This is a genomic window from Geotalea uraniireducens (assembly GCF_027943965.1).
GTDB classification, from domain to species: domain Bacteria; phylum Desulfobacterota; class Desulfuromonadia; order Geobacterales; family Geobacteraceae; genus Geobacter; species Geobacter uraniireducens.
Window position 1 is genome coordinate 1,011,377 of the sequence record NZ_AP027151.1, and the last position, 26,056, is coordinate 1,037,432.

The following is a 26,056-nucleotide window of genomic DNA, read 5'->3' on the forward strand; positions in this document are numbered from 1 at the left end:
AAGGCATAACGGTGAAAAAACGGCTCAACCTCCTCCGTGAATTTTCGGTGCCGCTCATTGCCGGCGTAGTGCTGGCTCTCTGGTGGGCCAACCGGGATCCGGCCGGTTACGATCATTTTCTGCACACGCCGTTGTTCGGCGGCGTCAGTTTCCATTTCCTCGCCAACGATATCTTCATGGTCTTCTTCTTTGCCATCGCTGCCGTGGAGATCACCCAGAGCTGCCTGCCGGGGGGGGACCTCAACCCTCCCCGCAAGGCGCTGAATCCTCTGCTGGCTACCCTCGGCGGGGTAGTCGGCCCGGCGCTGGTCTTCCTGCTGCTGAACCACGTGATCGGCTCCGCCGAACTGCGTCGAGGGTGGGGGATTCCGACCGCCACCGATATCGCCTTCGCCTGGCTGGTGGCCCGGCTGGTTTTCGGCAAGGACCATCCGGCGATCTCATTCCTGCTGCTCCTGGCGGTGGCCGACGACGGCATCGGCCTGGCGATTATCGCCATCTTCTATCCGAATCCCAACTTTCCGGTGGCTCCCGCCTGGCTGCTCCTGACCGTCGGCGGGATGGCGGTCGCCTATCTGCTCCGGAGCGCCCGGGTCAAATCCTATTGGCCCTACCTGCTCGTCGGCGGCGGGATGAGCTGGGCCGGTCTGTACAATGCCCATCTCCACCCGGCACTGGCGCTGGTCTTCATTATCCCGTTCCTCCCCCATGCGAGGAAGGAGCGGCTGCACCTGTTCGAGGAGGACGAGCACGACCGGTCGACCATCGCCCGTTTCGAGCAGGACTGGAAGGTGATCGTCGACTTCGGGATGTTCATGTTCGGCCTGGCCAACGCCGGGGTCGAATTCTCCTCGGTCGGCACCGTTACCTGGATCGTCTTTTTGGCGCTGCTCCTCGGCAAGTGCGGCGGGATCTTTCTCTTGGGGAGCGCGGCGGAGCGGTTCGGCTTTCCGTTGCCGCACGGGATGCGGAAAAAGGAGCTGTTCGTCGCCGGGATCATCGGCGGCTTCGGCTTTACCGTCGCGCTGTTCGTCTCCGGCGAGGCGTTCCTCGATCCGGCGATCCAGGGGGCGGCCAAGATGGGGGCCATGCTCAGTGCCAGCGTCGCGCTGGTCGCTCTGGTTGCCGGGCGGGCGCTCCGCGTCGGGCGGGCATCGTAGAGGTTCGCATGAGTAAATGACCAAATGCCCGTCGCTGGTGCATAATATTTAGTCAGCAGGGGAGGCGTTACCGGCGCCTCCCCTGTTTTTTTGCCCCGGCCGCGGCGGCATTCTTTTTATAATTATCGGGAACCATTGATTATTTGAAATATCCGGATCGCTGGCATATTTCCTGCTAAAAAAAGGCAAACCGAATGGCACAAGGGTGTGCCTGGTTGGAAAAAATTTTACTGAATGAGACACGGCAACGGCGCCGCCATCATCCGATGGCGGCGCTTTTTTATTTTGCGGGAAAGGGGGGGAGGGGCACAGGAACAGGTTGGTGTGGCTGGTTGCAGGCTACAACCGTGAAGAAGGCTGGCTGTTTATGAAGAATGCGACAAAGAGTATCACCCATGCATTGACGTTCGTTGCTGCAGCGGCCGGATGGCCCTAACCGTTTTCCCGGAGCAGAGATGAATTTCACCCGCGTTCACGAGCTGGGCGCAGGGATCCCGAGTTAGCAGGTAATACGATGAGATTAGGGCTACGGAGCCCACTCGCCGATCAACGTAGAAAGGAGTATAACGTGAAAGAACTGTATCTGAAATGGACCAACATGCTGTGCGTCTGTCTGGTGGCGCTGGCACTCGCCCTCCCGGCTTTTGCCGAGGACAAGGCGACCGCGCCTGAAGCTGCCCCTGCGGCAACGGCTCCGGCCGCCCCTGAGGCTGCCGCGCCTGCGGCTGCTGCCCCGGCCGCTCCCGCTCCTGAGATAGTGGCCGATCCGTCCGGCGCCAATACCGGCGTTGCCAGCGACGCGGTCGGTGCCTCGGCCAATGCCCCGAGCCAGGAAGATCTGGACAAGGGAGCCAAGACCGAGCCTCTGGCTGCCAAAGTTGCCGATGTCGCCGGTCATAACCGAATTTCGATCAACATGGTCTGGACGCTGGTCTGCGGCTTCCTGGTCATGTTCATGCAGGCCGGTTTCGCCATGGCGGAAACCGGCTTCACCCGCGCCAAGAACGCCGGCCACACCATGGCGATGAACTTCATGGTTTACGGTCTCGGCCTCCTCGGCTACTGGATTTGCGGCTTTGCCCTCCAGATGGGCGGGGTCGGCGGGGTTGCCGCCCTCGGCGGCGCCAAGACCCTGAACAGCGAGTTCGTCCTGCACCTGTTCGGCAAGGATTTCGGCCTGTTCGGCATGAAAGGGTTCTTCCTCACCGGCGATACCTACGACGCGGCGATCTTTACCCTGTTCCTCTTCCAGATGGTTTTCATGGATACTACTGCCACCATTCCGACCGGCTCGATGGCCGAACGGTGGAACATGAAGTCGTTCTTCATCTACGGCTTCTTCGTTTCCGGCGTCATCTATCCGCTCTATGCCAACTGGGTCTGGGGCGGCGGCTGGCTCTCCCAACTCGGCAACATGTTCGGCCTCGGCCATGGCCATGTCGATTTCGCCGGTTCCTCGGTCGTTCATATGACCGGTGGGGTCTGCGCCCTGGCCGGCGCGATGGTCATCGGTCCGCGGATCGGCAAGTTCAACAAGGACGGCTCACCGAACCCGATCCCCGGTCATCACATTCCAATGGCGGTAGCCGGCTGCTTCATCCTCGCCTTCGGCTGGTTCGGCTTCAACGCCGGTTCCACCCTCTCCGGCACCGATCTGCGGATCGGCGTCATTGCTACCAACACCATGCTGGCCGGTGCCGGCGGCGCGGTTTCTTCCTGGGTCTTCATGTGGATGCGCTACGGCAAGCCGGACATCTCGATGAGCGCCAACGGCCTGCTGGCCGGTCTGGTCGGTATCACCGCTCCCTGTGCATTCGTAACCGCTCCCGCAGCCGTGCTGATCGGGGCGATTGCCGGTGTCCTCTGCACCGTCAGCGTCTTCTTCTTCGAGCGGGTAATGAAAATCGACGATCCGGTCGGCGCCATTTCGGTCCACGGTGTCAACGGCGCCTGGGGTGTTCTGGCCCTCGGCCTCTTTGCCGACGGCAAGTACGGTGACGGCTGGAACGGCGTCAAGGGTCCGGTGACCGGCCTGTTCTACGGCGATTCCGGCCAGTTCATCGCCCAGTGCATCGGTACCCTGACCAACATTGTCTATGTCTTCATCATCTCCTGGGTCTTCTTCAAGATCCTCGACAAGGTGGTTGGACTCCGGGTGCCGAAGGATCTGGAACTGGAAGGGCTCGACCAGGCCGAGGTGGCGGTCAGCGCCTACCCTGACTTCAATCTCCGTCACCTCCCCCTGGGTGGTGGCTACTATCCGCACAAATCGGAAAACGATAAATAGCGTTCGGACAGCAACCGCCGTCGGCAAATCCGGCGGCGGTTGCGTACCCGGCCTAGCTGCCGTTTTTTTGCGCCGGGTGCGGAATTAATAGGCATGATACGGGGTGAATTTGTCCCGTGGCCAAGCAATACCGCGAATATTCAAGTAAAATTTTCGGCATGCCCTGTGCTAAACGTCAAGCAGGGGATGCACTACCCTACAGAAAAGATTGGAGGCAAGCAATGAAGCTTATCGAAGCCATTATCAAACCGTTCAAGTTGGATGAAGTGAAGGATGCCCTCAACGAAATCGGTATTGAAGGGATAACGGTCAGTGAAGTGAAAGGCTTTGGCCGGCAAAAGGGCCATACGGAGTTGTATCGCGGTGCCGAATACGTCGTCGATTTCATCCCCAAGGTGAAGATTGAAATTGCGGTAGCCGACGAACTGGTGGCCAAGGTGGTCGAAACGATCGAAAACACGGCCAAGACCGGTCGCATCGGCGACGGCAAGATCTTCATCCTTTCGCTCGATGAGGCGGTTCGGATCAGAACCGGGGAGAAGGGCGACGAAGCCATTTAATGCCAGTTGGTTTACCGGGGTGAAGCGCAGCCAGTGTTGGCCGCTTCCCCCGACAATGCCCAAAATCTAGAAAATGGAGGTTCCGAACGATGATACAAAGATGTATCAAGCTGCTTGTTGCGCTGATGTTGCTGGTAACACCCCTCACGGTTCTCGCTGAAGAGAACGCCACCTCGGCCGCTCCGGCCACCGTTTCCGTCCAAACACCCGCTCCGGCTGCTGCACCAGCCCCGGTTGCGGCACCTGCCGCGGCGGCCCCCGAAGCCGCAGCGAAGAATGTCGAACCGGTACTCAATACCGGCGATACCGCCTGGATGCTGGTTTCCAGCGCGCTCGTCCTGTTCATGATTCCGGGCCTGGCCTTTTTCTACGGCGGCATGGTCCGGCAAAAGAACGTCCTGTCGACGATCATGCACTCCTTTGTCGCCATGGGGATCGTCGGTGTCCAGTGGGCGGTCGTCGGCTACTCGCTTGCCTTCAGTTCCGACCTGGGGGGGCTGGGATTTGTCGGCGGTCTCAGCAAGGCGCTTTTGAACGGGCTGATCAGTTTCAAGGACGGCAATCCCGTCTACGCCCTGTTCCAGAACGTCCCGACCGCGCCGGGGGCCATTCCCGAGTACGTTTTCGCCATGTATCAGTGCATGTTCGCGATGATCACCGTGGCGCTGATCTCCGGTGCCCTGGCAGAGCGGGTCAAGTTTTCCGCCTATTGCGTCTTCGTGCTGCTCTGGACCACCCTCGTTTACGATCCGCTGGCCCACTGGGTCTGGATGGCTGACGGCTGGCTCTTCAAGAAGGGGGCGCTCGATTTCGCCGGCGGGACCGTCGTCCATCTCTCCTCCGGTATTTCGGCGCTGGCGTTCATTACCTTTCTCGGCAAACGGCACGGCTTTCCCCAGGAGCGGATGGCGCCCCACAGTCTGCCGCTGACCATGCTCGGCGTCGGCATGCTCTGGTTCGGCTGGTTCGGCTTCAACGCCGGCTCGGCGATCGTCGGGGTGAACTGTTCGGATGCGGCGGGCGGTCTGGCCGGCCTGGCCTTTGCCACTACCACTATCGCTCCGGCCGCTGCCGGCCTTTCCTGGATGGTTGCCGAATGGATTCATGCCGGCAAGCCTTCGGCCCTCGGCTTCGGTTCAGGGATTGTCGCCGGTCTGGTCGTCATCACCCCGGCCGCCGGCTTTGTCCAACCGGGCGCGGCGATCATCATGGGGCTGGCTGCCGGCGTCGTCTGCTACCTGGGCGTGCTGATGAAAGCCAAGCTCAAATACGACGACTCCCTCGATGCCTTCGGCGTCCATGGTATCGGCGGGACGTTCGGCGCCCTGGCCACCGGTATCTTTGCCACGGTCGGCGCCACCGGGCTCTTGTCCGGCAACTTCCAGCAGTTCGTTACCCAGGTGATTGCGGTTGTCGCCGCTGCCGCCTATGCATTCATCGTTACCCTGGCCATCTCCTTTGTCCTCGACAAGACCATCGGTCTGCGGGTGGAAAAGGAAGACGAGATCATGGGCCTCGACCAGACCCAGCATTCGGAGTCCGCTTACAACTAGGCGGGTTTCCGTTCCGCTTGTTGCCTGTTGCGATAGCCGCCCGATTCGGGCGGCATTTTTTTTGCCTGATATTCGGGCAATGACTGCATGCAGATTAGGCAGATTGAGGGTGTCTAGAAAAGGCTCGTGCTGCAACTGTATGAAATGACGCTATTTATTTCTGGCATGGCTCGTGCCTATAGGAAAGAGGCACCCATTAGCTATTCTGTTCGAGGCTCAGGCATCCATGGTAAACGGACTCGCAAAAGTTCTTCCCGGAAAGACTGCCGACGAAGAAGAGATGCTCGAACTTCTCGCCTTCAACGAAAAGATGGCGGAGTTGGGCAAAATGGCGGCCGGAGTTGTCCATGAGCTCAATACGCCGCTGTCGGTCATTGTCTCCGCCACCCAGATGATTCTTCGTGAAGAAGGCCTTTCCGACTTTGTCCGGGAGATGGTCGACCGGATCAATCTGGAAGCGAACCGCCTTGCCGAGTTGACCAAGGGGGTACTCACCTTTACCCGTCGCGAGGGGGGGGGCGGTGAAGAGACCGATGTCAACCAGGTGATGCGGGAAGTGCTGGCCTTTCTTCGTTACGAGGCACAGAAGCGATCAATCGCCATCCTCGAAGATCTCGATTTCCGGCTGCCGTACATCGCTGCGGAGGCGAACCGGATCAAGCAGATATTTATCAACCTGGTAATGAACGCCATCCAGGCGATGGGGCATAGCGGCAAGCTTTTTCTGCGGTCGTCCCGGGGGCCCGAAAGCACGGTGATGGTACAGATCACCGATACCGGAATGGGAATCCCGGCCGAGATCGTCGAGCACCTCTTCACACCTTTCTTCACCACCAAGGGACCGGGCGAAGGGACCGGGCTCGGCCTCTACGTGACGAAGCGGCTCCTCGATGCGATCGGCGGCACCATTGCCGTCCAGAGCGCTGTCGGCGAGGGGACCACCTTCACTCTGACTTTTCCCGTCGCCGAATAACCCGGCCATGCCGTACGCTGTCGTTTGAAGAACCGCTCCGCTTACCCGCCGGGCGGTTTTTTTTGTCGTTCCCGGCCCCTGCTGTGCTAAGCTGGGCTATCCCGAACCAGGCATGAGGAGCGACGATGGAACGACAGATGCTCGAAACGGCGATCGAGGCGGCGCACGGCGCCGGTGAGCTCCAGCGGCGGAGCTTGTGGCGCGAACACGATATCCGCTACAAAGGTGAGGTCGACCTGGTGACCGAGGTCGATCAGGCGTGCGAGGAGCTGATTGTCGCCACGATCCGCCGGGCGTTCCCCGACCACGACCTGCTGGCCGAGGAAGGGACCCGGGAAATCGGCTGCTCCCGTTACCGGTGGGTCATCGATCCGCTGGACGGCACCACCAATTACGCCCACGGTTTTCCCTGGTTCTGTGTCTCCATCGCTCTGGAGATCGACGGCGAGGTACGGCTGGGGGTGGTCTATCAACCGGTGCTCGACGAACTGTTCACGGCGGTGCGGGGGGAGGGGGCTTTCCTCAACGGCCGTCGGCTGCGGGTGTCCGGGCGACAGCCGCTCAAGCAGTGCCTGGTGGCGACCGGCTTTCCCTACGACCGGACGCCGGACAACGAAAATAATTTTGCCAACTTCTTCACCTTTCAATTTGCCGCCCGGGCGGTTCGCCGGGCAGGTTCCGCTGCTCTTGACCTCGCCTATGTGGCGGCCGGCCGTCTCGACGGCTACTGGGAGCTGAAACTGAAGCCCTGGGATGTGGCCGCCGGCCAGCTGCTGGTGCGCGAAGCCGGCGGCGTAGTCACCAACCACGCCGGCGCCCCCTACTCCATATATGATCACCGGATTCTTGCCGCTACCCCTCAGGTGCACGGTGAGATGGTGGCCCTCCTCCAGCACCGCTGATTAGCGGGGGAATCTATCCCCATTCGGCGCGATTTTCACCACTCTCCCTGCCTCCTTGCCCCGAAGCGAAGCATACTCCATTCTGCAAAATTCCCGTTTCCCCGACGTAAACTTGATGTCGTCACTAATCGGCAAAGTTTTTCCCGGAGCTGCCGATAAGTAAAAGGGCGACGTGGGCGGTCCGCAGCCTCTGTCGGATGTCGGGAAAGGACCATGGTTGGGAATGAGAATTCGGAGTACCTTGACAGCAGGTTGTTTTGTCCTTGCTCTGCTAACGGCAACCGCCGGTTTTTTCGGCGTTCGGGCGGCCCGGCAGGTGAGTGGCGAATTTACGGCGCTGGCCGAGAACGTGATGCCGGTGGTCAAGGGGCTCGAAGAAGCCCGCTTTGCCGGCTTGCGGATTGTTTCCTCGACCATTGAAATCGGTTTCATCGCTAACCAGGGCGGCGCCTCCAGACTCCAGGACTCTCAGCTCGACCTGGAAAATCGCCTGCGGCTGGCCGGAGTTGACGGGTATCGCGCCGCGATAGCCCGCCTCGTTTCCCTGGCAGATCGCTGTTCGCCCACCGAACGGGTGCTGCTGGCGGACCTCGACGTTGCCGGCGATCGTCTGGTGGCCACCAGTACCGATTTGGCCCGGCTGATTGGCAGCGGGCAACGCGGACCCGCCGTCCTGGCACTGAAAGAGCGCTTCGAAAGGGACGAAAAGGCGTTTCTGGCGACGGTTGATCGGGCAATCGGCACCGAGGAGCAACTGCTTGCCGCCAGCCGGGAGCAGGTGCGGGGAACGATCGCCAATTCGCTGGTGCTCAGCATCGGTGCGGCGGCGGTAGCGCTAAGCCTGGCGCTGGTCGGCGGCATCGTCGTCACACTGTACATCATTCGGCCTTTGTCGGCGCTGCATCGCGGCTTCGAGCAGGTGGGCCGCGGAGTGCTCGATACCCGCCTGGCCGTCAGTGCCGACAATGAGTTCGGCCGGCTTTCCTCCGCATTCAACTGGATGGTCGGCGAACTGCAGTCAACCAAGGACGAGATCGTCACGGCCAACGGCTACCTCGATAACGTCATCCGTTCCATGGCCGACGCCCTGGCGGTGATCTCTCCCGAGGGGATTGTCAGCAGCGTCAATCCGGCCATCTGCACATTGCTCGGCTACCACGAGGCCCAGCTGGTTGGCCAGTGTTTCAGCGCCATTGTGGCGGAAGAAGCGCTCGGCTGCGAACTCCTTGCCGAAATGATCGAGCGGGAGCAACTCGCTGACCGGGAAATCTGCTACCGGAGCCAGGAGGGAGACCTGATCCCGGTCGCCCTTTCCGGGGCGGTGATGCGCAACAGCTGGGGGGAAGTGCAGGGGGTGGTCTGCCTGGCCCACGATATGCGGGAACGCAAACGGGTGGAGGCGGAGATCCGCGATCTGGCCTATTCTGACCAACTGACCGGTCTTCCGAACCGGGCACTTTTTCAGGACCGGCTGGGGCAGGCGTTGGCCCATGCCCACCGCGACGAAGCGATGGTTGCCATCCTGTTTCTCGACCTGGACCGCTTCAAGGATGTCAACGATACGATGGGGCACAGCAATGGTGACCAGTTGCTGGCCGCGGTTGCCGAACGGCTGAAGGGGAGTGTCCGGCAGACCGACACCCTGGCCCGGGTCGGCGGCGACGAGTTCGTGATCATCCTCAGTTCGGTGCGGGAAGAGCGGAGCGCCAGCGTGGTGGCCCAGATGGTTCTCGATATCATGGGGGCGCCGTTCGAGATCGACGGCAAGGAGGTCTTCATCTCCACCAGCATCGGGATCGCCGTCTATCCCGGTGACGGTGCGGACGGCGACACGCTGCTCCGCCATGCCGACATGGCCCTGTATGCCGCCAAGGAGCGGGGGCGAAATGCCTTCAGTTTCTTCTCCGAGCAGATGAACCGGAAGGCGCTGGAACGGCGCAGCCTGGAGGACAGTCTCCGTCGGGCGATGGCCAACGACGAATTCTATGTCGATTACCAGCCGCAGATCGATCTGCGGAGCGGTCGGCTGTTTGGGGTCGAGGCACTGCTCCGCTGGCGGCATCCGGAGGAGGGGCTGATCTCGCCGGCCCGCTTTATCCCGGTGGCGGAAGAGATGGGGCTGATCCGCCGGCTCGGCGAATGGGTGCTGCGTACCGCCTGCAACCAATGCCATGCCTGGCATGAGGAGGGGTACTCGTCGATCCGGGTGGCGGTCAACGTCTCGGGACACCAGTTCAACCAGCCCGGCTTTATCGAGATGGTCGACGAAGTGCTTGAAGAAACCGGCCTCGACCCGTCATCACTCGAACTGGAGCTGACCGAGAGCACCCTGATGGAAGGGGCCAACGAGACGATCATGACCCTCATCGACCTGAAGGTCCGCGGGATCCACCTGGCGATCGACGACTTCGGCACCGGCTACTCGTCGCTCAGCTACCTGAAACATTTCCCGATCGACCGGCTGAAAGTCGATCGCTCCTTCATCCGCGACATCTCCACCGACCTGGACGATTGCGCCATCGTCGAGGCGATCATCGGCATGGCTCACAGCCTTGGCCGGCGGGTGCTGGCCGAGGGGGTCGAGCGGGCGGAAGAGCTGGAATTCCTCCGGGCCCGCGGGTGCGACGAGGTCCAGGGGTATTACTTCGGTCGACCGATGTCGCCGCAGGAGATCGAGCAGCGGCTGGTCCGGGTGACGGCCGAGCCGGTGGCCGAGCGTCGGCAGGCGGGCGCCTCGGCCTAGCCACTTCCGGTGGCGCGTCTCAGCTGCCGTCGGCGCCATCGACCAGGGTGCCGTCCCGCACGGCGATGACCCGGTCGAATCCTTCCACCATCCGGTGATCGTGGGTCACCACCATGATCGCCGACCGGTTGCCCACCGCCAGTTTCTTCAGCAGCGCCATCACGTTCTTGCCGTTTTCCGTATCGAGGGCTGCCGTCGGCTCGTCGGCCAGGATCACTTTCGGCTGGTTGGCCAGCGCCCGGGCGATTGCCACCCGTTGCGATTCGCCGCCGGAGAGGTTGGCCGGGTAGTTGTCGTGCCGGTGGGCCAGGCCGAGGCTCTCCAGAAGTTCCATTCCCCGCTGTTTTGCCTCTTTCGCGCCGATGCCGTTGATGGTCAGGGCAACGGTGACGTTCTCCAGGGCGGTCAGGAACGGGATCAGGTTGTGGGCCTGAAAGATGAAACCGAGTCGTTCCCGGCGGATTCGTTTCAGGTCGAGTCCCGGCAGCCAGCCGTCATCCGCCACGGTAAGGCCGTCGATGGTCACCCGGCCGCGGGTCGGCTCGGTCACCAGGCCGACGGAGGTCAAGAGGGTGGTCTTCCCCGAGCCGGAGGGGCCGAGTACCGCCACCAGTTCCCCCGGCTTCACCCGGAACGAGGCCCCGGTCAGGGCGGTGACCGCCCGTTCGCCGCTACCGTAAATCTTAGTCAGGTTTTCCACTTCCACCGCATACATCCCGTTATCCTCCCAGGGCATCGGCCGCTTCCACCCGGAGCGCCTTGCGGATGCCGACCACGCTTGCCGCGACACAGATGACCATCACGATGACGAACAACACGCGCAGGTCGCTGTTGACCAGCACCACCCGCCGGGGAAACTTCTCGTAGGTCAGGGAGATGATCCCGTAGCCGATGCCGTAGGCGATCAGCCCCATCAGCAGCGATTGCTGGAGAATCAAGCCGACGATCACCCGGTTCTGGGCGCCGATTAGCTTCAGGGTGGCGATCGGGCGGATCTTGTCGAGGGTCATGGTGTAGATGATCAGCGAGATGATGACCCCGGAGATGATCAGCAGCAGGATCCGGAACAGGCCGAGCTGCATCTTCGCCTTCTTGATCATCCCCTCGGTGAGAATGGACTCCTGCTCGGCGTTGCTCAGCGGGCGAAGGTGATTCCAGCGGTCGATCCGCTGCTGCACCTCGGCCAGGCTGGCGCCGGGGGCGAGCCGCGCGACCACCGTGTTGACGATGTGGGTGGAACCGAGCAACTCGCTGGCGATCCGGCTGGTGGCCGCTGCCTGGGCCGGCGATGGCAGCTGTTCGCCGACCCGGGCGGCGATCCGCGCTCGATTGTTGCGGATGGCGTCGTTGTCTTCCTTGAACTGGATCTTCTGGGCGTCGGCCAGGGTGACGTAGGCCACCGGGTCGCCGCCGGAGGAGACCATCCGGGCGGTGAGCCCGACCACCGTATAGCGGTCGCCGGCCAGGGTGAGCCGGGCGCCGAGCGGCAGCTTCATCCCCCGGTCGGCTACCAGCTCGTAGTGCTTCTGGCGGATTCCCCGGCCGGCGACGAGCGCCGGCGGGCCGCCGAGCCCCCCCGGTTCGTAGCCGACCAGGAAGAAACGGTACGGTTTGCCGTCACGCTCCAGCTGAATGTTCTGGAACGACAGCGGCGAGGCCTGGGCGATGCCGGGGACGGCGCGAATCCGGTACTTGAGGTCTTCCGGAATCCGCGACGTGGCGGCAAAGGGGCCGCTGGTCCCCTGCTGGACCACCCAGAGGTCGGCGCCGGTCGCTTCGAGGATCGCCAGGGCGTCGGCCACCAGTCCCCGGTAGATGCCGGCCATGCTGATCACCACCGCCAGCAGCAGCCCCAGGCCGAGACAGGTCTGGATGAAGCGCCCCCGGTGGTAGCGTATGTCGCGGAGTGCCAGGTTCATCGGGCCACCCGTACCTTCATGCCGTCGCTGAACGTAGTGCTTTTCCCCGGCGGCGGCAGGGCGATCCGTTCACGACCCGTGAGGCCGGCAACCTCGACCAGCCCGCGCCGGTCTTCGATGCCGACCCGCACCGGCTGGAAGCGCAGCCGGCCGGCAGCGACGGTCCAGACCCCGCGTGCCGTCCCGCGGGCAGCCAGGGCAGCGGCCGGCAGGGTCGCCACGCCGCTGCGCCGGCCGACGGTAATCAGCACGTCGGCCTGTTCGCCGAGCCGGAATTCCTGGCGTGGCGGCGTGAAGGCCACATCCACTTCCAGCTCTTCCGTCACCCGGTCGCTCTCCCGGGCCAGCCGGGCCACCTGGCCGGCGAACGGGGAGTCGGGCGCCGAGCGGAGGGTGATGGCTGCCGGGTTGCCCGGGGCGATGCCAGCCAGCTGGGTCTCGTCGACGTTTGCCTTGACCCAGACGGTGCGGGGATCGGTCATGGTGAAGATCTGTTCGCCGGGCGTGACCACCGCCCCCTTTTCCAGGTCGCGGGAGACGATCAGCCCGTCCTGGGGGGCGTAGATCAGGGTGTCGGCGAGCCGGGCCCGGGCGGTCTTCCAGGCGGCGTGGCCGGCGGCGCCTTCCATCCGGGCTGCCGTCACCGCCGCTTCGCAGCGGGCAACCTCGTCGTGGGCGAGCCGGCGGGCGGTTTCATACTGCTCGGCCTCCTGGCGGGAGACCAGATTCTTGTCCGCCAGCGCCCGGTAGCGGCGGGCATCCCGCTCGGCCTGCTCCAGGGTCGTCCGGGCCTTGCGCAGGGTGGCCGCTTCCAGCTGTTCGTCGGCTTCGGTCTTGTGTAGCGTCGCTTCGGCCTGGCGGACTTGGGAGCTGTAGTCATCCGGCTCCAGCCTGGCCAGCAACTGGCCGCGTCGGACCCGGTCCCCCTGGTCGGCGTACAGCGCGACGATCCGGCCGGTAATGGTACTCGATACCCCGACCACCACTTTGGCCTCCACGGTGCCGTTGCCGTAGACCTGGGCCACCAGGTCGCCGCGGCTCACCGCGACCGTTTTCACCCGGGGCGGGGCGAACAGCGTTGCCTTGAGCAGGACGACGCCGGCCAGTGCCAGCAACGGCCAGAGGAGATAGTTTTTTCGCTTCGGCAGGATGGTTGTCAGTTTCATGTTTTTCCTCGCAGGGTTAGCCTGTTATTCGTTGCCGACCGCCCGGTCGAGACGGGCCTCGGCGATCCGGCAGTCGTACCCCGCCTGCACGACGGCGGTCTCCGCTGCCAGCGCCCGGGCCTGGGCATCGGTCATCTCGATGATCGTCCCGACCCCTTCCCGGTAGCGCCCGGTGGCCAGTTGCAAGCTCTCCCGGGCCGCTTCCCGCTCCTTGCCGGTAGAGACCAGCCGGGCCCGGGCCTCCCGGACTGCCAGCCAAGCGGCCTCTACTTCACCGGAGATCCGCAGCTGCAGATCGTGCAGTTGCGCCTCCGTCGCCCGGCGCGCGGCGACTGCTTCCCTGACCCGCTCGACGGTGCTGAAGCCACTGAACAGCGGAACGGTAACGTTGACGCCGACACTCCAGATGGCGCCGTCGGGAGGGAAATCCCGGGCGGCGTAGCCACTGCTGGCAGTGGCGGTCAGGATCGGCAGATGGCCGCTCCGGGCGGTTGCGACGCTGCCCTGGGCGGCGCGGTGGCGGGCCAGGAGCTGTTTCAGTTCCGGTCGAGCCGCCAGGGCCTGCTGCTTGAGCGCGGCGAGCGCTGCCGGTGGGGTGTCGTTGCCGCCCGGCTCCGTCAGCGGTCGCTCAATGGGGTCGGTCAGTCCCATTGCCGTCGCCAGTTCCACCCGCGCCAGGCTCCGGTTGTTTTCCGCCCGAATCCGGTCGGATTCGGCGCTAAAGAGATCGGCTTCCGCTCTGGTCTCATCAAGTTTGGGGCGCAGCCCCTCGGCGTAGAAACCCGCTGCCTGGCGGTACAGCTCCCGGCGCGCCCGGACGGTCTCATCGAGGACCGCCAGCTGCTTTTCCGCGGCCAGCAGCAGGTAGAAAGCCGCCTTGACCCGGAGGTCGACCTCCTGGCCGGTGGCAGCCAACCCTTCCCGGGCCGCGGTGGCTTCCTCCCGGGCCGTTGCCACCGTCCCGGCAGTGCGACCGAAGTCGTAGAGCGTCTGGTGGAGGTTGACGGCGCTGCTGTAAAGCTCGGTTTCCCGGATTGCCTGAAGGGGGGTGAGGTAGGTTCGCCCCTTGCTCCAGTCGGCGGTCAGGTCGAGATGGGGATAGTAGGCCGCCAACGACTGGCCGGTTCGTGCCTCGGCGCCGGCGACCGCTTCCCGGGCGCCGGCAAGTTGCGGCTGATTGACTCGGGCCGTCGCCAGCGCTTCCGCCAGGGTCAGCGATTCCGCAGCCGGCAGCGGCGGGGCGGCCAGCAACACGAAAGCCAGGAGAAGCAGCATTCTCTTCATGGACGTATCTTCCTTTGTGTGGTTGCTGTTATGCGAATATATATTCACATTGAGCTGAAAAAAAAGCCCGGCGTCAGCGGTCGGTGACCAGGCGGAGGAAATTGCTCCAGAGCCGGGTCGCCTCATCTTTCATGTCGAAGCTTGCCTTGCCGATGGACCAGCGCAGGGCGGTCATCTGGATCATCCCAAGGAGGGTGACGGCGGTTTCCCGCGGCTGCAGGCTTCGCCGCAACTCCTCCTCGACAATTCCGGCGGCGATGATCCCGGCCAGCGTTTCTACGTAGGCACCGATCCGGAAGGCGATTGCCTCGGCAAGTTGCGGCTCGCCCCGTTGGACATCTTCGGAGAAGACGAAGCGGGGAATGCCTGGCATTTCGGCAATCAGCTCCACATGGGAAAAAAAGATGGTTTCCAGCTTTTCCAGCGGCTTGCGGCTGCCGGCAGCAATGGCTGCCGCCTTTCCCATCACCGCCGAGCCGATGAACTCGGCCAAGGCAAGGAGGATGTCGGTTTTGCCGCCGAAGTGCCGGTAAATATTCGCCTCGCTCATCCCAGCCTCTTCAGCGATGGCGGCGATGGTCAGCCCATGCATTCCCCGGCTGCCGATCACGGCGAAGGTCGCCTGGATGATCTCTTCCTTGCGAATCCGGGTGTTTTTCTTGGTAATCATGACGCTCCCTTGCGCGAAGCCTCCGAACACCTTCTTTGGCGATCCTCTCCTTGCTGTGGGTGCAAGAAAGAAGAGAGAGGTTTGTCGCGACGAAGGGTTGGGGTAACCAGTTATGCGAATGTTTATTCACATAATAGCGACGAGGGGACCGCTTGTCAATGGGTAAACTTGCGCGCTGGCGACGAGGTCAATCCCGATCGGGACTCTGCTGTCTGAGGAAATGGGTAAAGGTTTCGGGGGGCAGCGGTTTGCTCAGGTAAAAGCCCTGCACTTCGTCGCACTCTTTGAGGGAGAGAAAATCGAGCTGGCGCTGGTGCTCGACACCCTCGGCCACGACACTCTTGCGCAGACTGTGGGCCATGGCGATGATCGTTTCGGCGATCACCGCATCGTCGCTGTTGGTGCTGATCTCGCTGATGAAGGTCCGGTCGATCTTCAGCCGGTCGATCGGGAAATGCTTCAGGTAGCTGAGCGAAGAATAGCCGGTGCCGAAATCGTCAATTGCCAGGTTGATCCCCATCCCTTTGAGGCGGTTGAGGGTGGTGATGGTTTCGGCAATGTTCTCCACCAAGGCGGTCTCGGTCAGTTCCAGCTCGAGGGTGGCGGGGGGGAGTCCGGTTTCGGCGAGGATCGTCGCCACGCTGGCGACGAAGTCGGGCTGTTTGAACTGGCGGGCGGAGATGTTGACGCCGACCCGCAACCGGTACCCTTCGTCCTGCCAGGTCTTGGTCTGGGCGCAGGCGGTGCGGAGGACCCACTCGCCGATCGGGATGATCAACCCGGTTTCTTCGGCGAGCGGGATGAACTCGTCGGGGCCGACCATCCCCCGCTCGGGATGTTGCCAGCGGAGCAGTGCTTCCATGCCGATGAGCCGATTGCTCCGCATGTCGATCAGCGGCTGGTAGTGGAGGGCGAACTCGTCGTGCTGCAGGGCGCGGCGGAGCTGGGTTTCCAGTTGCTGGCGGGCCAGCGCCCGCTGGTTCATCTCCTGGGAAAAGAACTGGTAGGTGTTGCGCCCCCGTTCCTTGGCCCGGTACATGGCCAGATCGGCACTCTTCAGCAGACTCTCCTCGCCGGCGCCGTCGGCGGGGAAGAGCGAGATGCCAATGCTGACCGTCGAGAAGAGTTCGTGCCCCTCGATGGTGATCGGCACCGACACCGCGTCGATAATCTTGCGGGCGATCCGCACCGCGTCCTCCAGCGAATGGAGTGTGTTGAGCACGACGATGAATTCGTCACCGCCGAGCCGTGACACGGTGTCGCTGCTCCGGATGCACTCCTTGAGCCGCCGGGCGACAATCTGCAGCAGCTGGTCGCCGAAACTGTGGCCGAGGGAGTCGTTGATGCTCTTGAAGCGGTCGAGATCGAGGAAAAAGACGGCGGCATGCCGCTGTTCACGCTCCGCCTGGACCAGCGCCTGCCGGAGCCGGTCCATCAGCAGTGTCCGGTTGGGGAGGCCGGTCAGGGTGTCGTAGTAGGCGAGCTGCTTGATCTCCGCCTCGGCCCGTTTCCGCTCCATGGTGTAGCGGATGGCGCGGATCAGGAGGTTCAGGTCGAATTTCCCCTTGAGCAGGTAGTCCTGGGCACCGTGGCGCATGGCGGACAGCGCCAGCTCATCGTCGTCGAGGCCGGTGAAGACGATGATCGGCATCTGCGGTGCGTAGGCGTGCATCCGGTGCAGGGTTTCCAGACCGTGGCTGTCGGGGAGAGAGAGATCGAGGAGGATAACGTCGTACTGGTGCCCCTCCAGGAAGCTGACCGCTTCGGCGAAGGTCGAGGCGTGGGTGACCAGGCACGAGGGATCGCTCCCCTCGGCGAAGTACTCGCTGACCAACCGGGCATCGGCCGGGTTGTCCTCGATCAACAGCACGGCAAGGGGGGGGAGATTCATGATCAATCCTTTTTCGGCAGCTTGACGATCGAGAACCAGAATTCTTCGATCGACTGGACCACCCGGGCGAACTGGTCGAGGTCCACCGGCTTGGTGATATAGCAGTTGGCGTGCAGCTCGTAGCTCTTCAGAATGTCCTGCTCGGCATGGGAGGTGGTCAGCACCACTACCGGGATACTCCTGAGCTCCGGGTCGTCCTTGATGTCGGCAAGCAGTTCGCGGCCGTCCCGTCGCGGCAGGTTCAGGTCGAGCAGGATCAGGTCGGGCCGGGGGGCTTCTCCGTACTTTCCCTCGCGACGAAGGAACTGCAGCGCCTCGATGCCATCGGTGGCCACCGAGAGGCAATTGCAGACCTTGGCATCTTTGAGGACTTCGACGGTCAGGCGGATGTCGCCCGGGTTGTCCTCGACCAACAGAATCTCGATGGGGTTCATGCCTTCGGCTGTGTCCATGGTGTCGCTCCTCCGGGCAAGGTGAAATGGAAGGTTGTCCCCAGATCGGGGGCCGATTCGAGCCAGATTTGGCCGCCGTGGCGCTCGACCACCTTGCGGCAGATTGCCAGGCCGATTCCCGTGCCGGCCACGTCGGGGCGGGAATTGAGCTGCTTGAAGATCTTGAAGACCGTTTCGTGATACTCGGCCGGGATGCCGATGCCGTTGTCGCGCATCGAAATGTGGACCTGGCTGCCGGCGGTGGCGGCGGAGAGATGGATGCGGGGCGGTTCATCCCGGCGGTGGGTGAGGGCGTTGTGCAACAGATGGACAAACAGTTCGGTCAGCATCGACCGGTCCCCCTGGACCTCGGGCAGCGGCTCGCTGGTCACTACCGCGCCGGTGGCGCTCTCCGTCTCCTGCAGCACGCTCCGGGCGGTGGCGAGCAGGCCGTCGCCGGCGACCGGTCCGACGGCGAGTTCGCTCTGGCTCAGGGTGGTGTAGGCGAGAAAATCGGCGAACAGCCGTTTCAGCCGCTTGACGCCGCTGACGGCATAGCCGATGAAGTCGTGGGCGTCGGCGTCGAGCCGGTCGCCGTAGCGGCGGGCCAGCAGCTGGACGAAACCGGCCACCTGGCGGAGTGGTTCCTGGAGCTCGTGGTAGGTGAGCGAGTTGAATTCGCGCAGCTCGCCGTAGGCCCGCTCCAGTTCGGCGGCCTTTTCGGCGATGGCCCGGGCGGCCTGGCGCTTCTGGAACAGGATTACGGTGAGCAGGCCGATGATCAGGGTCAGGCCGGTGAAGGCAGTGACGGCGCTCCAGACCAGTCCCCGGTACTGGCGGTAGAAGGACCCTGGCCGGTTGATGACGATGCTGCCGGCCGGCAGTTCGTCGAGAGGGATGTTGAAGCGCATCAGTTGCCGGTAATCGAACATGAAGCGGGCGGAGTCCGCCGATTCGACCGGGATGATCGAGGGCGAGGCGCCATCGAGGATCTGCAGGGCAAGGCGGGCGGCGTGGGCGCCGTGGCCGTAGCCGCCGAGCAGGCTGCCGCCGACGATGCCGTGGCCGAGCCGCTCTTCGTGGGTGCCGTAGACCGGCACCGGCGAGTTGTCGCTGAGCAGCCGCGCGATCTCGGTGTGGTCGAAGACTCGTCCGTCCCGGTCACGGCTGTAGGAGAGGGCGAGCACCAGGGTGCCCGGCTCCAGCCGGCGAAGTCTCGTCAGCAGGTCGGCCGTGCCCAGGTTTTCCATGTAGCGGATCCGCACCCGGCCAGCCAGGCCGGCCAATTGGGCCTCGGTTTCCCGGCGGGTGGCGAGGCCGGTGCTCGTATAGTCGTGGATGATGAGAATCTCCCGGGTTCCGGGGTGGAGGTGAAGCATGGTGGCGACGGTGTTGCGGGCGTCGAGGAGCTCGGCAACGCCGGTGATGTTGTGCTGGCCGGCGAGCATGACAGGCGTGTAGCCGTTGATGCCGCAGAAGACGATCGGCGCGGCGGGGAAGATTTCTTGGCGGTAGTGAAGGGCAAATTCCAGCGCCGGGTTGTCCATGGCGATCACCAGCGGGATGGCGGTATCCCGATACTTGTGACGCATCAGGTCCCGCATGATCGGGAAGTGTTTCATATCCGCGAAATACTTGCAGTCCAGGTACTGGAGGAGCGGTTCGAACTTCGGGTAGCGCTGCCGCATGGTATCCCTGATGCCGCGGAGCTCGTTGTCCGACCAAGTGTAATAGGTGTGGTAGGAATCGAGGATCAGTACCCGCGACCGGAGCTCGGGAGGCTGGTCGGCCGCGGTGGCGCGGCCGACGGCGAGCAGCACGACGCAGCAGAGCAGCGCGATGACGCGACCGGCGAATCTGTCGCGTGCTCCGGAGATTGGCGGGGGCTGGTTCATGTCTTTCCCTGGGTCACCCGCGGGGGGGGGTGAACGATCACTCCCGGCCGTCGGTCAGGCCGGGAGCGTGAAAATGAAGGTGGCACCGTTTCCCTCGGCGGATTCCACCCGGATCGTGCCGCCGTGCCGTTCGACGATCTTCCGGCAGATGGCCAGGCCGATGCCGGTACCGGGGTAGTCGTCACGACCATGGAGGCGCTGGAAGATTTCAAAAATCCGCTCGCTGAAGCGGGGATCGATGCCGATGCCGTTGTCCCGCACCTCGATCCGCCACCAGCCGTCGTCCGGTGTGGCGGCAATCTCGATAGCCGGTTGCCGCTCGCTGTGGAAACGGATGCTGTTGGCGAGCAGATTCTGGAACAGCTGGATGAGTTGTCCCTTGTCGCCGGTGACCACCGGCAGCGGGGCGGCGGTGATGACGGCGTCGTTCTCGGCGATCGCCAGCCGGAGGTTCGCCCGGACTGCCGCCAGTACTTCGTTGAGATCGGTCGGCGCGAACGGTTTGCCCTTGGTTTCGACCCGCGAGTAGAGCAGCAGGTCGTTGATCAGCTGCTGCATCCGGGCGGCGCCGTCGGTGATGAAGCCGATGAAGTCGTCGGCATCCTGGTCCAGCTTCCCCTGGTAACGGCGGGCCAACAGCTGGATGAAACTGGTGATCGTCCGGAGCGGCTCCTGGAGGTCATGGGAGGCGACGTAGGCGAACTGCTGCAGCTCGCGGTTCGATTCGGTCAGCCGGCGGTTCTTGTCGGCCAGTTCCAGCTCTATCCGCTTCCGGGCGGTGATGTCCTTGACCACCTCGGTGGCGGCAAAGGCGTTGCCGGCGTCGTCGAAAATCGGCGAGGCGGTAATCATCACGTAGAGGTCTTCGCCGTTCAGGTCCACCCGCTTCTCTACGGTATGGATCGCACCGTCGGCAAAAGCCATCTGCACCGGACAGACCTGACAGACTGCCGGCCGGCGCTCGTAGGCCTGGTAGCAGAATTCGCCGAGATGGTCGCCCATCATTTCCCGGTGGACCTCGTTCTGGAAGAGAATGCGGTAGTCGGGTGACTGGATGCTGATCCCCTCGCCGATCCCGGCAATAATCGCCTCGGTCTTGGCCTTTTCCTCGAATGCCTGCCGGTTGGCCTCCTGCAGGTCCTCTTCCCGCTGGTGCAGGGCGATGGCCATGGTGTCGAAGGCTTCGGCCAGCTTGCCGATGTCCCCCTCGCGGCCGTCGATGCCGGTCCGGGTCGACAGTTTGCCGGCGCCGAGGCGCTGTACCGCGGCCATCAGCTGGTCGACGGGGCCGGAAATGGTGACCTTGCCGTAGAAGACGGCCAGTAAAGCAGTCAGTCCCGCGGCGGTGAACAGCATGAGCAGGTCGCGGAGGGTTATGCTTTGCGCTTCGCTGACTATCTGTTCTTCGGGGATGGCGATCCGGATCTGCAGGTAGGGGGGGGCGCCGGGTGTGAGGCTCAGCTTCCGGTAGGCGAGAATTGCCGGCTGGCCGGCCGGAGAGGTGAACCGGCATACGCCCGAGGCGGCGGGGCCGGCCATCAGCCGAAGAATTGCCGGGCTTTCGGGGTTGCCGGGGAGCAGTTCGGCGTCGCCGCTCTGGTAGAGGATGATTCCCCGGTGGTCGGAAACGACCAGGACCGCCCCGGGGGGGAGCGTGGCATTGGCAAAGAGCCGGTCGTAGAATGCCAGATCGAAGCCGGCCTGAACCGTGGCGGTGATAGTGTCGTGATCGTCCCGGACCGGGATGGCGAAGTTGAGCATCGGCTTGTTGACGGTCCGGCCGATGATGAATTCCCCGGCCGCGAAGGTGCCGGTCCTGATTGCCTCCTGGAAATAGCGCCGGTCCCTGATGGTGATCCGGCCGGGGAGCGGGGCGCCGGAGGCGAAGAGCCGACCATCGGTTGTGGCCGCATGCAGGTTGATGAACTGGGGATTTTGCGTCAGGATCCGGGCGAAGAGCCGGTTGCAGGCCGCCGTATCATGACGGCGGACTTCGCCGAGGTCGGAGAGAGTGGTCAACAGCTGCCGCACCTCGAAAACCACCCGTTCCTGGTAGGACCCGAGCTCGAAAGTGAGTTCCGCGCACCGGCGCAGAGCATCCTCGATACTGTCGTTGCGCCGCTCGATCCCCGAATAGGCGATGATGGCGAATGACGGCAGCAGGGCAACCGCCACGAGGATCAGCAGGTGAGCGCGAATCGATAGTCGTTTCAGCAGGTTCACGGCAATGCTCTTTCGCGGTTGACCCGGGCGCCCCTGGCGGGCGAGTGGGGGCGGTATTCCCTGAGTTCAGGCTCGTCCGGCCCGGCAGACCGGGGGGGGACTGCGCCGCGATTCCTCCGGCGGTGATTAGCGAATCAATATTAAGGTTCTTATCGGTTTGTCCGGCCGATTCTTTAGCGGTTAACCGCCGTTCGTCCCTGGCGGAGGCGGTTGTCCCGCTGCCTCGTCCCGGGGGGGTGGGCAGTATTTTTGCAAATTTGCAAAAAGTGCTGGATTTTTCGCCAGTGTATACACTACTATGGGAAAAACTTCAGGTATGATGCCGGGTTGCAGGCCGACGGCATCGTCGGGGAGCGCATGCACCGCTACTTCTTCGCCTTCATGAACAATCTGAAACTGCGCTGGAAGATGCTCGTCCTGGTGCTGCCGCTGGTTACTGTGCCGATTTTCGTGGTCGGCGGGGTGATCGGCTATATCTCCACCAAGCAGGCCTATCGGGGGATCACCCAGACCGCCCGGGACGACCTGGAACACATGGCCAGCTTCACCATCGATCTCCTCAATTCCCATTATCAGCAGTTCCAGGTTTACAAGCAGGACAAGGTGCGGACCGTTCACGCCGAACTGGCCACCCTGACCAACCTCTCCTACAGTCTCGTCGAAGCCGAGAACCGCCAGTACCGGAACGGCAAGATCGACCTCCGGACCGCCCAGGCGTCGGCGCGCAAGGCGCTGAAACGGGTCAACGTCGGCGAGACCGGCTATATCTACGCCATGACCACCAAGGGGGATCTGAAAGTCCACATCGCCCGCGAAGGGGAGAATGTCTTCAACGAGAAGGACGAGAACGGCCGCTACTTTATCCGGGTAATGTGCGAGAACGCTCTCAAGTCGAAGCCGGGCGAGGTGCTGTTCATCGTCTATCCCTGGCGCAATGCGGTTCTCGGCGACACCCACCCGCGGCAGAAGGTGGTCGCCTACCGCTATTTCCGCGAGTGGGACTGGATCATCGCCGCCGGCGGCTACCTGGAGGAGACCTACGATGATCTCGCCTTCGAGCGGCGCTCCTTCGAGGAACTGAAGGAGAAGATCAAGAGTAAGAAGGTCGGCGAAACCGGTTACATCTACTGCATGGACGAAAAGGGGAACTTCACTGTCCATCCCGACGAGGAGGGGAAGAATTTCTTCAACGCCGTCGACTTCAACGGCCACAAGTTCATCAAGGAGATGTGCGAGAAGAAGCGGGGCTGGATTCGCTATCCGTGGCGCAACGTCGGCGAGAGCCATCCGCGGATGAAGATCGTCCGCTACGACTACTTCAAACCGTGGGGCTGGATCGTCGCCGTTGGCTCCTATGAGGACGAATTCTACCAGGAGGCGAACAAGATCCGCGGCCGGATCGTCGGCAGCATGACCCTGCTGACCATCATCGTCGGCATTGTCGGCACCCTGCTCGTCTTTCTCGCCGCCAAGGTGCTCACCGATCCGATCAACCACATGAACGAGGTGATTCGCAAGGTGAAGAAGGGGCGCCTCGACGAACAGATGGAGGTCGATACCGGCGACGAACTGGGCGAGCTGGCGGCCGCCTTCAACCGGATGACCGCCATCATCAAACAGAACAAGGAGATGGAAGCCAGCCTGGCCCAGCAGGGGAAGATGGCCTCCCTCGGCGTCCTCTCCTCAGGGGTTGCCCACGAAATCAACAATCCGCTCGGGGTGATCCTCGGCTACGCTTCTTACATCGAAGGCAAGACCAGCGAGGACGACCCCAATTACAAATACATCCACGAAATCAAACGGGAGAGCAAGCGCTGCAAGAAGATCGTCCAGGATCTTCTCTCCTATGCCCGGACCCCCAAGCCGGCGCTGGAGCTGCTCGACATCAACGACCTGCTCAGCCAGATCGTCGATTTCGCCGCCAATCATACCGATATGCACAACGTGACGGTAGTGAAGGAATTTGCCCCCGACCTGCCGCTGATCATGGCCGACGGCGACCAGATGCGCCAGGTGGCGATCAACCTGATCCTCAATGCCGGCGCCGCCATGGACGGGGGAGGAGAACTGGTGGTCCGGACCTTCCTCGACGACCAGCAGTTCGTCAATATCGCTTTCCGCGATACCGGTGCGGGAATCCGCCAGGAAGATATCGAGAAGATCTTCGAACCGTTCTTTACCACCAAGACCAAGGGGACCGGTCTCGGGCTTGCCATCACCCGCCAGATCATTGAGATGCATCACGGCAAGATCGCCATCGACAGCGAAGTGGGCAAGGGGACTACGGTGACCGTCAAGCTGCCGCAGGACCGGGATGCTCTGTGAGCGGGCAGTTGCGGCATTTGAATAACAAAGGGCGAGGTACTGTACGGTGACCGATAAGAAGCGGATCATGCTGATCGATAACGAAGAGGGGCTCTGCCGGATGATGGAGGCGGTGCTCCTCGACAACGGCTACGACGTTAAGGGGTATACCCGCTCCTTTGAGGCGGTGGAAGAGTTTCGCTCCGGCGACTGGGACCTGCTGGTGACCGACATCAAGATGCCGGGCATGGACGGGCTGGAGGTTCTGCAGAAAGTCAAGGCAAGGGATCCGCAGCTGCCGGTGATTATGATCACTGCCTACGCCACCGTCGAGATGTCGATCCAGGCCCTGCGGCGGGGGGCGTACGACATGCTGACCAAGCCCTTCGAACCGGAAGAGCTCCTCTACCGGGTGAAAAATGCCCTCAAGCATACCCAGCTGCTCGAAGAGAACCGGGAGCTGCGGGAAGAACTGGTCGGCAAGTTCCGCTTCGATAACATCATCGGTGCTTCCGCCGGGCTGAAGGATGTCTTGGCCAAGGTGGAAAAGATCGCCATTCGCGACACGTCGGTACTGATTACCGGCGAATCGGGGACCGGCAAGGAGCTGATCGCCCAGGCGATCCATTACAATTCGCTCCGCAAGGCGAAGAAATTTGTGGCGATCAACTGCGGTGCCCTGCCGGAATCGCTGTTGGAGAGTGAACTGTTCGGCTACAAGAAGGGCGCATTCACCGGCGCCAAGGAAAACCGTCAGGGGCTTTTGGAGACGGCCGACGGCGGGACGCTGTTCCTCGACGAAGTCGGCAACCTGCCGATGAACGTTCAGAAGACGCTGCTTCGCTTCCTCCAGGAGCAGGAATTCCTGCGGGTTGGCGATACCACCCCGACCAAGGTGGACGTGCGGCTGATCTCTGCCACCAACGCCGACCTCAAGGAAGCGGTCAAGAGCGGCGCTTTCCGCGAAGACCTCTATTACCGTCTCAACGTCCTTAATCTCCATCTCCCGCCGCTGCGGGAGCGGAAAGAGGATATCCCGCTCCTGGCGGCCCATTTCATCGCTCTGCAGAACAAGAAGTTTGCCACCGCCATCAAGGGGCTGACCGCCGAGGCGATGGAGGCGGCCAGCGACTTTGCCTGGCCCGGTAATATCCGACAGTTGAAGAACGTCATCGAGGCGTGTACGGCCATGGAGAGCGACGACTACATCACCCTGCCGGTGCTTGCCCAATTCGTCGATCTGCCGCTGATCGGTGCCGACCGGGAGCAGTCGGTCGAACTTGAGGCGGAAGGCGAGGAAGGGGACTACGCCAAGGCCCTCTCCCGCTTCGAGGTCGACTATCTGAAGGGCCTGCTGCGCAAGAACGGCGGTAACGTCGAGGCAGCGGCCCGCGAAGCGGGGATGAACATGGCGACCATCTACCGCAAGATGAAGAAATACAACCTCCGCCGCGAAGAGTATGCCTAAAGCGGGTCTTTTTGCATTTGTGCAAAAGGTCCGTTTCCCGCCATTGCACGGCTGCAAGCCGTCCTTTCTGATCGTCGCTAACCTGCCGTCACTACACGGATAATGGTGGCTCACGCCGCCCTCTCCCGAGCGGGGGGAAGCCGCCGGGCCGGCAGTTTCCATCCTCCATTCTCGCACTGCTGCGAAAAACGGTGTTTTAATTGGCCCGGCAGCTTTTCTGCTTTTTGTGGGTGTGTTGGAGTATAACTTGTTGATATATAAGAAAAATAAATAATATATAAATATTTTCTTGGTCTTGGTATACACGTTGCTTTTTCTTCACTCAGTTACTCCTTTTGTTGCATGGGACGGAGCCGTGGATGGTGACGACCAGATGAAGCAGTTTCCATCCCATGCTTGCCAGCTACACCTAACGGTTTCTGATAGAGGTTCCCATGAAGGACGGAATTGTCTGCCCGTTCTACGGTAAGAGTGATGATATCTGCGACGTGGGCTGCGGCTATATTTCCCCCCACGACGTGAACATGATCATCAAGTATTGCAGCTGTCGTTATCAAGAATGTTTCAAATATCAGGAATTGGCGGAACGGTTTCCCCACGGGATTCTCACCCCGGCCAAGTGCTAAT

The 26,056-nt window shown here is 62.5% G+C and carries 19 protein-coding genes; 10 read left to right on the forward strand and 9 right to left on the reverse strand.

The window, feature by feature from the left end:
• Positions 1-11: 11 nt before the first annotated feature.
• The 7 genes from QMN23_RS04845 (at position 12) to QMN23_RS04875 (ending at position 10,178) form a co-directional block, all read left to right on the forward strand.
• A complete protein-coding gene (locus QMN23_RS04845; protein WP_282002228.1) occupies positions 12-1,160 on the forward strand; it encodes a Na+/H+ antiporter NhaA in 1,149 nt (382 codons plus the stop codon).
• A 568-nt stretch (positions 1,161-1,728) separates the two neighbouring features.
• Complete coding sequence (locus QMN23_RS04850) at positions 1,729-3,447, forward strand: ammonium transporter (protein WP_282002229.1); 1,719 nt, start codon at positions 1,729-1,731, stop codon at positions 3,445-3,447.
• Positions 3,448-3,668: 221 nt separating this feature from the next.
• Positions 3,669-4,007, forward strand: coding sequence for a P-II family nitrogen regulator (locus QMN23_RS04855; protein WP_282002230.1), 339 nt, complete (start codon positions 3,669-3,671; stop codon positions 4,005-4,007).
• 89 nt (positions 4,008-4,096) lie between these two features.
• Positions 4,097-5,560, forward strand: a complete 1,464-nt coding sequence (locus QMN23_RS04860; RefSeq protein WP_282002231.1) for an ammonium transporter — start codon at positions 4,097-4,099, stop codon at positions 5,558-5,560.
• Between the two features lie 226 nt (positions 5,561-5,786).
• A complete protein-coding gene (locus QMN23_RS04865; RefSeq protein ID WP_282002232.1) occupies positions 5,787-6,533 on the forward strand; it encodes a sensor histidine kinase in 747 nt (248 codons plus the stop codon).
• 125 nt (positions 6,534-6,658) lie between these two features.
• Positions 6,659-7,435, forward strand: coding sequence for an inositol monophosphatase family protein (locus tag QMN23_RS04870; protein ID WP_282002234.1), 777 nt, complete (start codon positions 6,659-6,661; stop codon positions 7,433-7,435).
• A gap of 223 nt (positions 7,436-7,658) precedes the next feature.
• Positions 7,659-10,178, forward strand: a complete 2,520-nt coding sequence (locus QMN23_RS04875; RefSeq protein WP_282002235.1) for a putative bifunctional diguanylate cyclase/phosphodiesterase — start codon at positions 7,659-7,661, stop codon at positions 10,176-10,178.
• Between the two features lie 19 nt (positions 10,179-10,197).
• On the opposite strand, the gene QMN23_RS04880 is transcribed toward QMN23_RS04875, so the two are convergent.
• The 9 genes from QMN23_RS04880 to QMN23_RS04920 all read right to left on the reverse strand — a co-directional run bounded on the left by QMN23_RS04880 (position 10,198) and on the right by QMN23_RS04920 (position 21,657).
• The gene (locus tag QMN23_RS04880; protein ID WP_282003815.1) at positions 10,198-10,893 is read right to left on the reverse strand and encodes an ABC transporter ATP-binding protein; all 696 of its coding nucleotides are present in this window, start codon (positions 10,891-10,893) and stop codon (positions 10,198-10,200) included.
• A 4-nt stretch (positions 10,894-10,897) separates the two neighbouring features.
• The gene (locus QMN23_RS04885) at positions 10,898-12,097 is read right to left on the reverse strand and encodes an ABC transporter permease (protein ID WP_282002237.1); all 1,200 of its coding nucleotides are present in this window, start codon (positions 12,095-12,097) and stop codon (positions 10,898-10,900) included.
• A complete protein-coding gene (locus tag QMN23_RS04890; RefSeq protein WP_282002238.1) occupies positions 12,094-13,263 on the reverse strand; it encodes an efflux RND transporter periplasmic adaptor subunit in 1,170 nt (389 codons plus the stop codon). The genes QMN23_RS04885 and QMN23_RS04890 overlap by 4 nt, the downstream gene beginning before the upstream one ends.
• 24 nt (positions 13,264-13,287) lie before the next feature.
• A complete protein-coding gene (locus QMN23_RS04895; protein ID WP_282002240.1) occupies positions 13,288-14,547 on the reverse strand; it encodes a TolC family protein in 1,260 nt (419 codons plus the stop codon).
• A gap of 73 nt (positions 14,548-14,620) precedes the next feature.
• The gene (locus QMN23_RS04900; RefSeq protein ID WP_282002242.1) at positions 14,621-15,217 is read right to left on the reverse strand and encodes a TetR/AcrR family transcriptional regulator; all 597 of its coding nucleotides are present in this window, start codon (positions 15,215-15,217) and stop codon (positions 14,621-14,623) included.
• A 187-nt stretch (positions 15,218-15,404) separates the two neighbouring features.
• The gene (locus QMN23_RS04905) at positions 15,405-17,108 is read right to left on the reverse strand and encodes a putative bifunctional diguanylate cyclase/phosphodiesterase (RefSeq protein ID WP_282002243.1); all 1,704 of its coding nucleotides are present in this window, start codon (positions 17,106-17,108) and stop codon (positions 15,405-15,407) included.
• Positions 17,109-17,110: 2 nt separating this feature from the next.
• A complete protein-coding gene (locus tag QMN23_RS04910; RefSeq protein WP_282002245.1) occupies positions 17,111-17,560 on the reverse strand; it encodes a response regulator in 450 nt (149 codons plus the stop codon).
• A complete protein-coding gene (locus QMN23_RS04915) occupies positions 17,539-19,434 on the reverse strand; it encodes a sensor histidine kinase (RefSeq protein WP_282002246.1) in 1,896 nt (631 codons plus the stop codon). The genes QMN23_RS04910 and QMN23_RS04915 overlap by 22 nt, the downstream gene beginning before the upstream one ends.
• A 54-nt stretch (positions 19,435-19,488) precedes the next feature.
• The gene (locus QMN23_RS04920; RefSeq protein WP_282002248.1) at positions 19,489-21,657 is read right to left on the reverse strand and encodes an ATP-binding protein; all 2,169 of its coding nucleotides are present in this window, start codon (positions 21,655-21,657) and stop codon (positions 19,489-19,491) included.
• A gap of 357 nt (positions 21,658-22,014) precedes the next feature.
• Between QMN23_RS04920 and QMN23_RS04925 the strand changes: the two genes are divergently transcribed.
• The 3 genes from QMN23_RS04925 to QMN23_RS04935 all read left to right on the forward strand — a co-directional run bounded on the left by QMN23_RS04925 (position 22,015) and on the right by QMN23_RS04935 (position 26,055).
• Positions 22,015-23,982 (forward strand): cache domain-containing protein, encoded by a 1,968-nt coding sequence (locus QMN23_RS04925; protein ID WP_282002250.1) that lies wholly within the window; start codon positions 22,015-22,017, stop codon positions 23,980-23,982.
• Positions 23,983-24,028: 46 nt separating this feature from the next.
• Positions 24,029-25,429 carry a sigma-54-dependent transcriptional regulator gene (locus tag QMN23_RS04930; RefSeq protein WP_282002251.1) on the forward strand — a complete coding sequence of 467 codons (1,401 nt, stop codon included), beginning with the start codon at positions 24,029-24,031 and terminating at the stop codon, positions 25,427-25,429.
• 434 nt (positions 25,430-25,863) lie between these two features.
• Complete coding sequence (locus tag QMN23_RS04935) at positions 25,864-26,055, forward strand: hypothetical protein (protein ID WP_282002253.1); 192 nt, start codon at positions 25,864-25,866, stop codon at positions 26,053-26,055.
• The last annotated feature ends 1 nt before the right edge of the window (position 26,056 follow it).

Bases quoted from the DNA above. Each gene is read 5' to 3' on its own strand.
- QMN23_RS04870 (WP_282002234.1), top strand. From the start codon at position 6,659: ATGGAACGACAGATGCTCGAAACGGCGATCGAGGCGGCGCACGGCGCC.
- QMN23_RS04925 (WP_282002250.1), top strand. From the start codon at position 22,015: ATGCACCGCTACTTCTTCGCCTTCATGAACAATCTGAAACTGCGCTGG.
- QMN23_RS04880 (WP_282003815.1), bottom strand. From the start codon at position 10,893: ATGTATGCGGTGGAAGTGGAAAACCTGACTAAGATTTACGGTAGCGGC.
- QMN23_RS04915 (WP_282002246.1), bottom strand. From the start codon at position 19,434: ATGAACCAGCCCCCGCCAATCTCCGGAGCACGCGACAGATTCGCCGGT.
- QMN23_RS04890 (WP_282002238.1), bottom strand. From the start codon at position 13,263: ATGAAACTGACAACCATCCTGCCGAAGCGAAAAAACTATCTCCTCTGG.
- QMN23_RS04860 (WP_282002231.1), top strand. From the start codon at position 4,097: ATGATACAAAGATGTATCAAGCTGCTTGTTGCGCTGATGTTGCTGGTA.
- QMN23_RS04875 (WP_282002235.1), top strand. From the start codon at position 7,659: ATGAGAATTCGGAGTACCTTGACAGCAGGTTGTTTTGTCCTTGCTCTG.
- QMN23_RS04895 (WP_282002240.1), bottom strand. From the start codon at position 14,547: ATGAAGAGAATGCTGCTTCTCCTGGCTTTCGTGTTGCTGGCCGCCCCG.
- QMN23_RS04935 (WP_282002253.1), top strand. From the start codon at position 25,864: ATGAAGGACGGAATTGTCTGCCCGTTCTACGGTAAGAGTGATGATATC.
- QMN23_RS04865 (WP_282002232.1), top strand. From the start codon at position 5,787: ATGGTAAACGGACTCGCAAAAGTTCTTCCCGGAAAGACTGCCGACGAA.
- QMN23_RS04910 (WP_282002245.1), bottom strand. From the start codon at position 17,560: ATGGACACAGCCGAAGGCATGAACCCCATCGAGATTCTGTTGGTCGAG.
- QMN23_RS04885 (WP_282002237.1), bottom strand. From the start codon at position 12,097: ATGAACCTGGCACTCCGCGACATACGCTACCACCGGGGGCGCTTCATC.
- QMN23_RS04905 (WP_282002243.1), bottom strand. From the start codon at position 17,108: ATGAATCTCCCCCCCCTTGCCGTGCTGTTGATCGAGGACAACCCGGCC.
- QMN23_RS04855 (WP_282002230.1), top strand. From the start codon at position 3,669: ATGAAGCTTATCGAAGCCATTATCAAACCGTTCAAGTTGGATGAAGTG.
- QMN23_RS04900 (WP_282002242.1), bottom strand. From the start codon at position 15,217: ATGATTACCAAGAAAAACACCCGGATTCGCAAGGAAGAGATCATCCAG.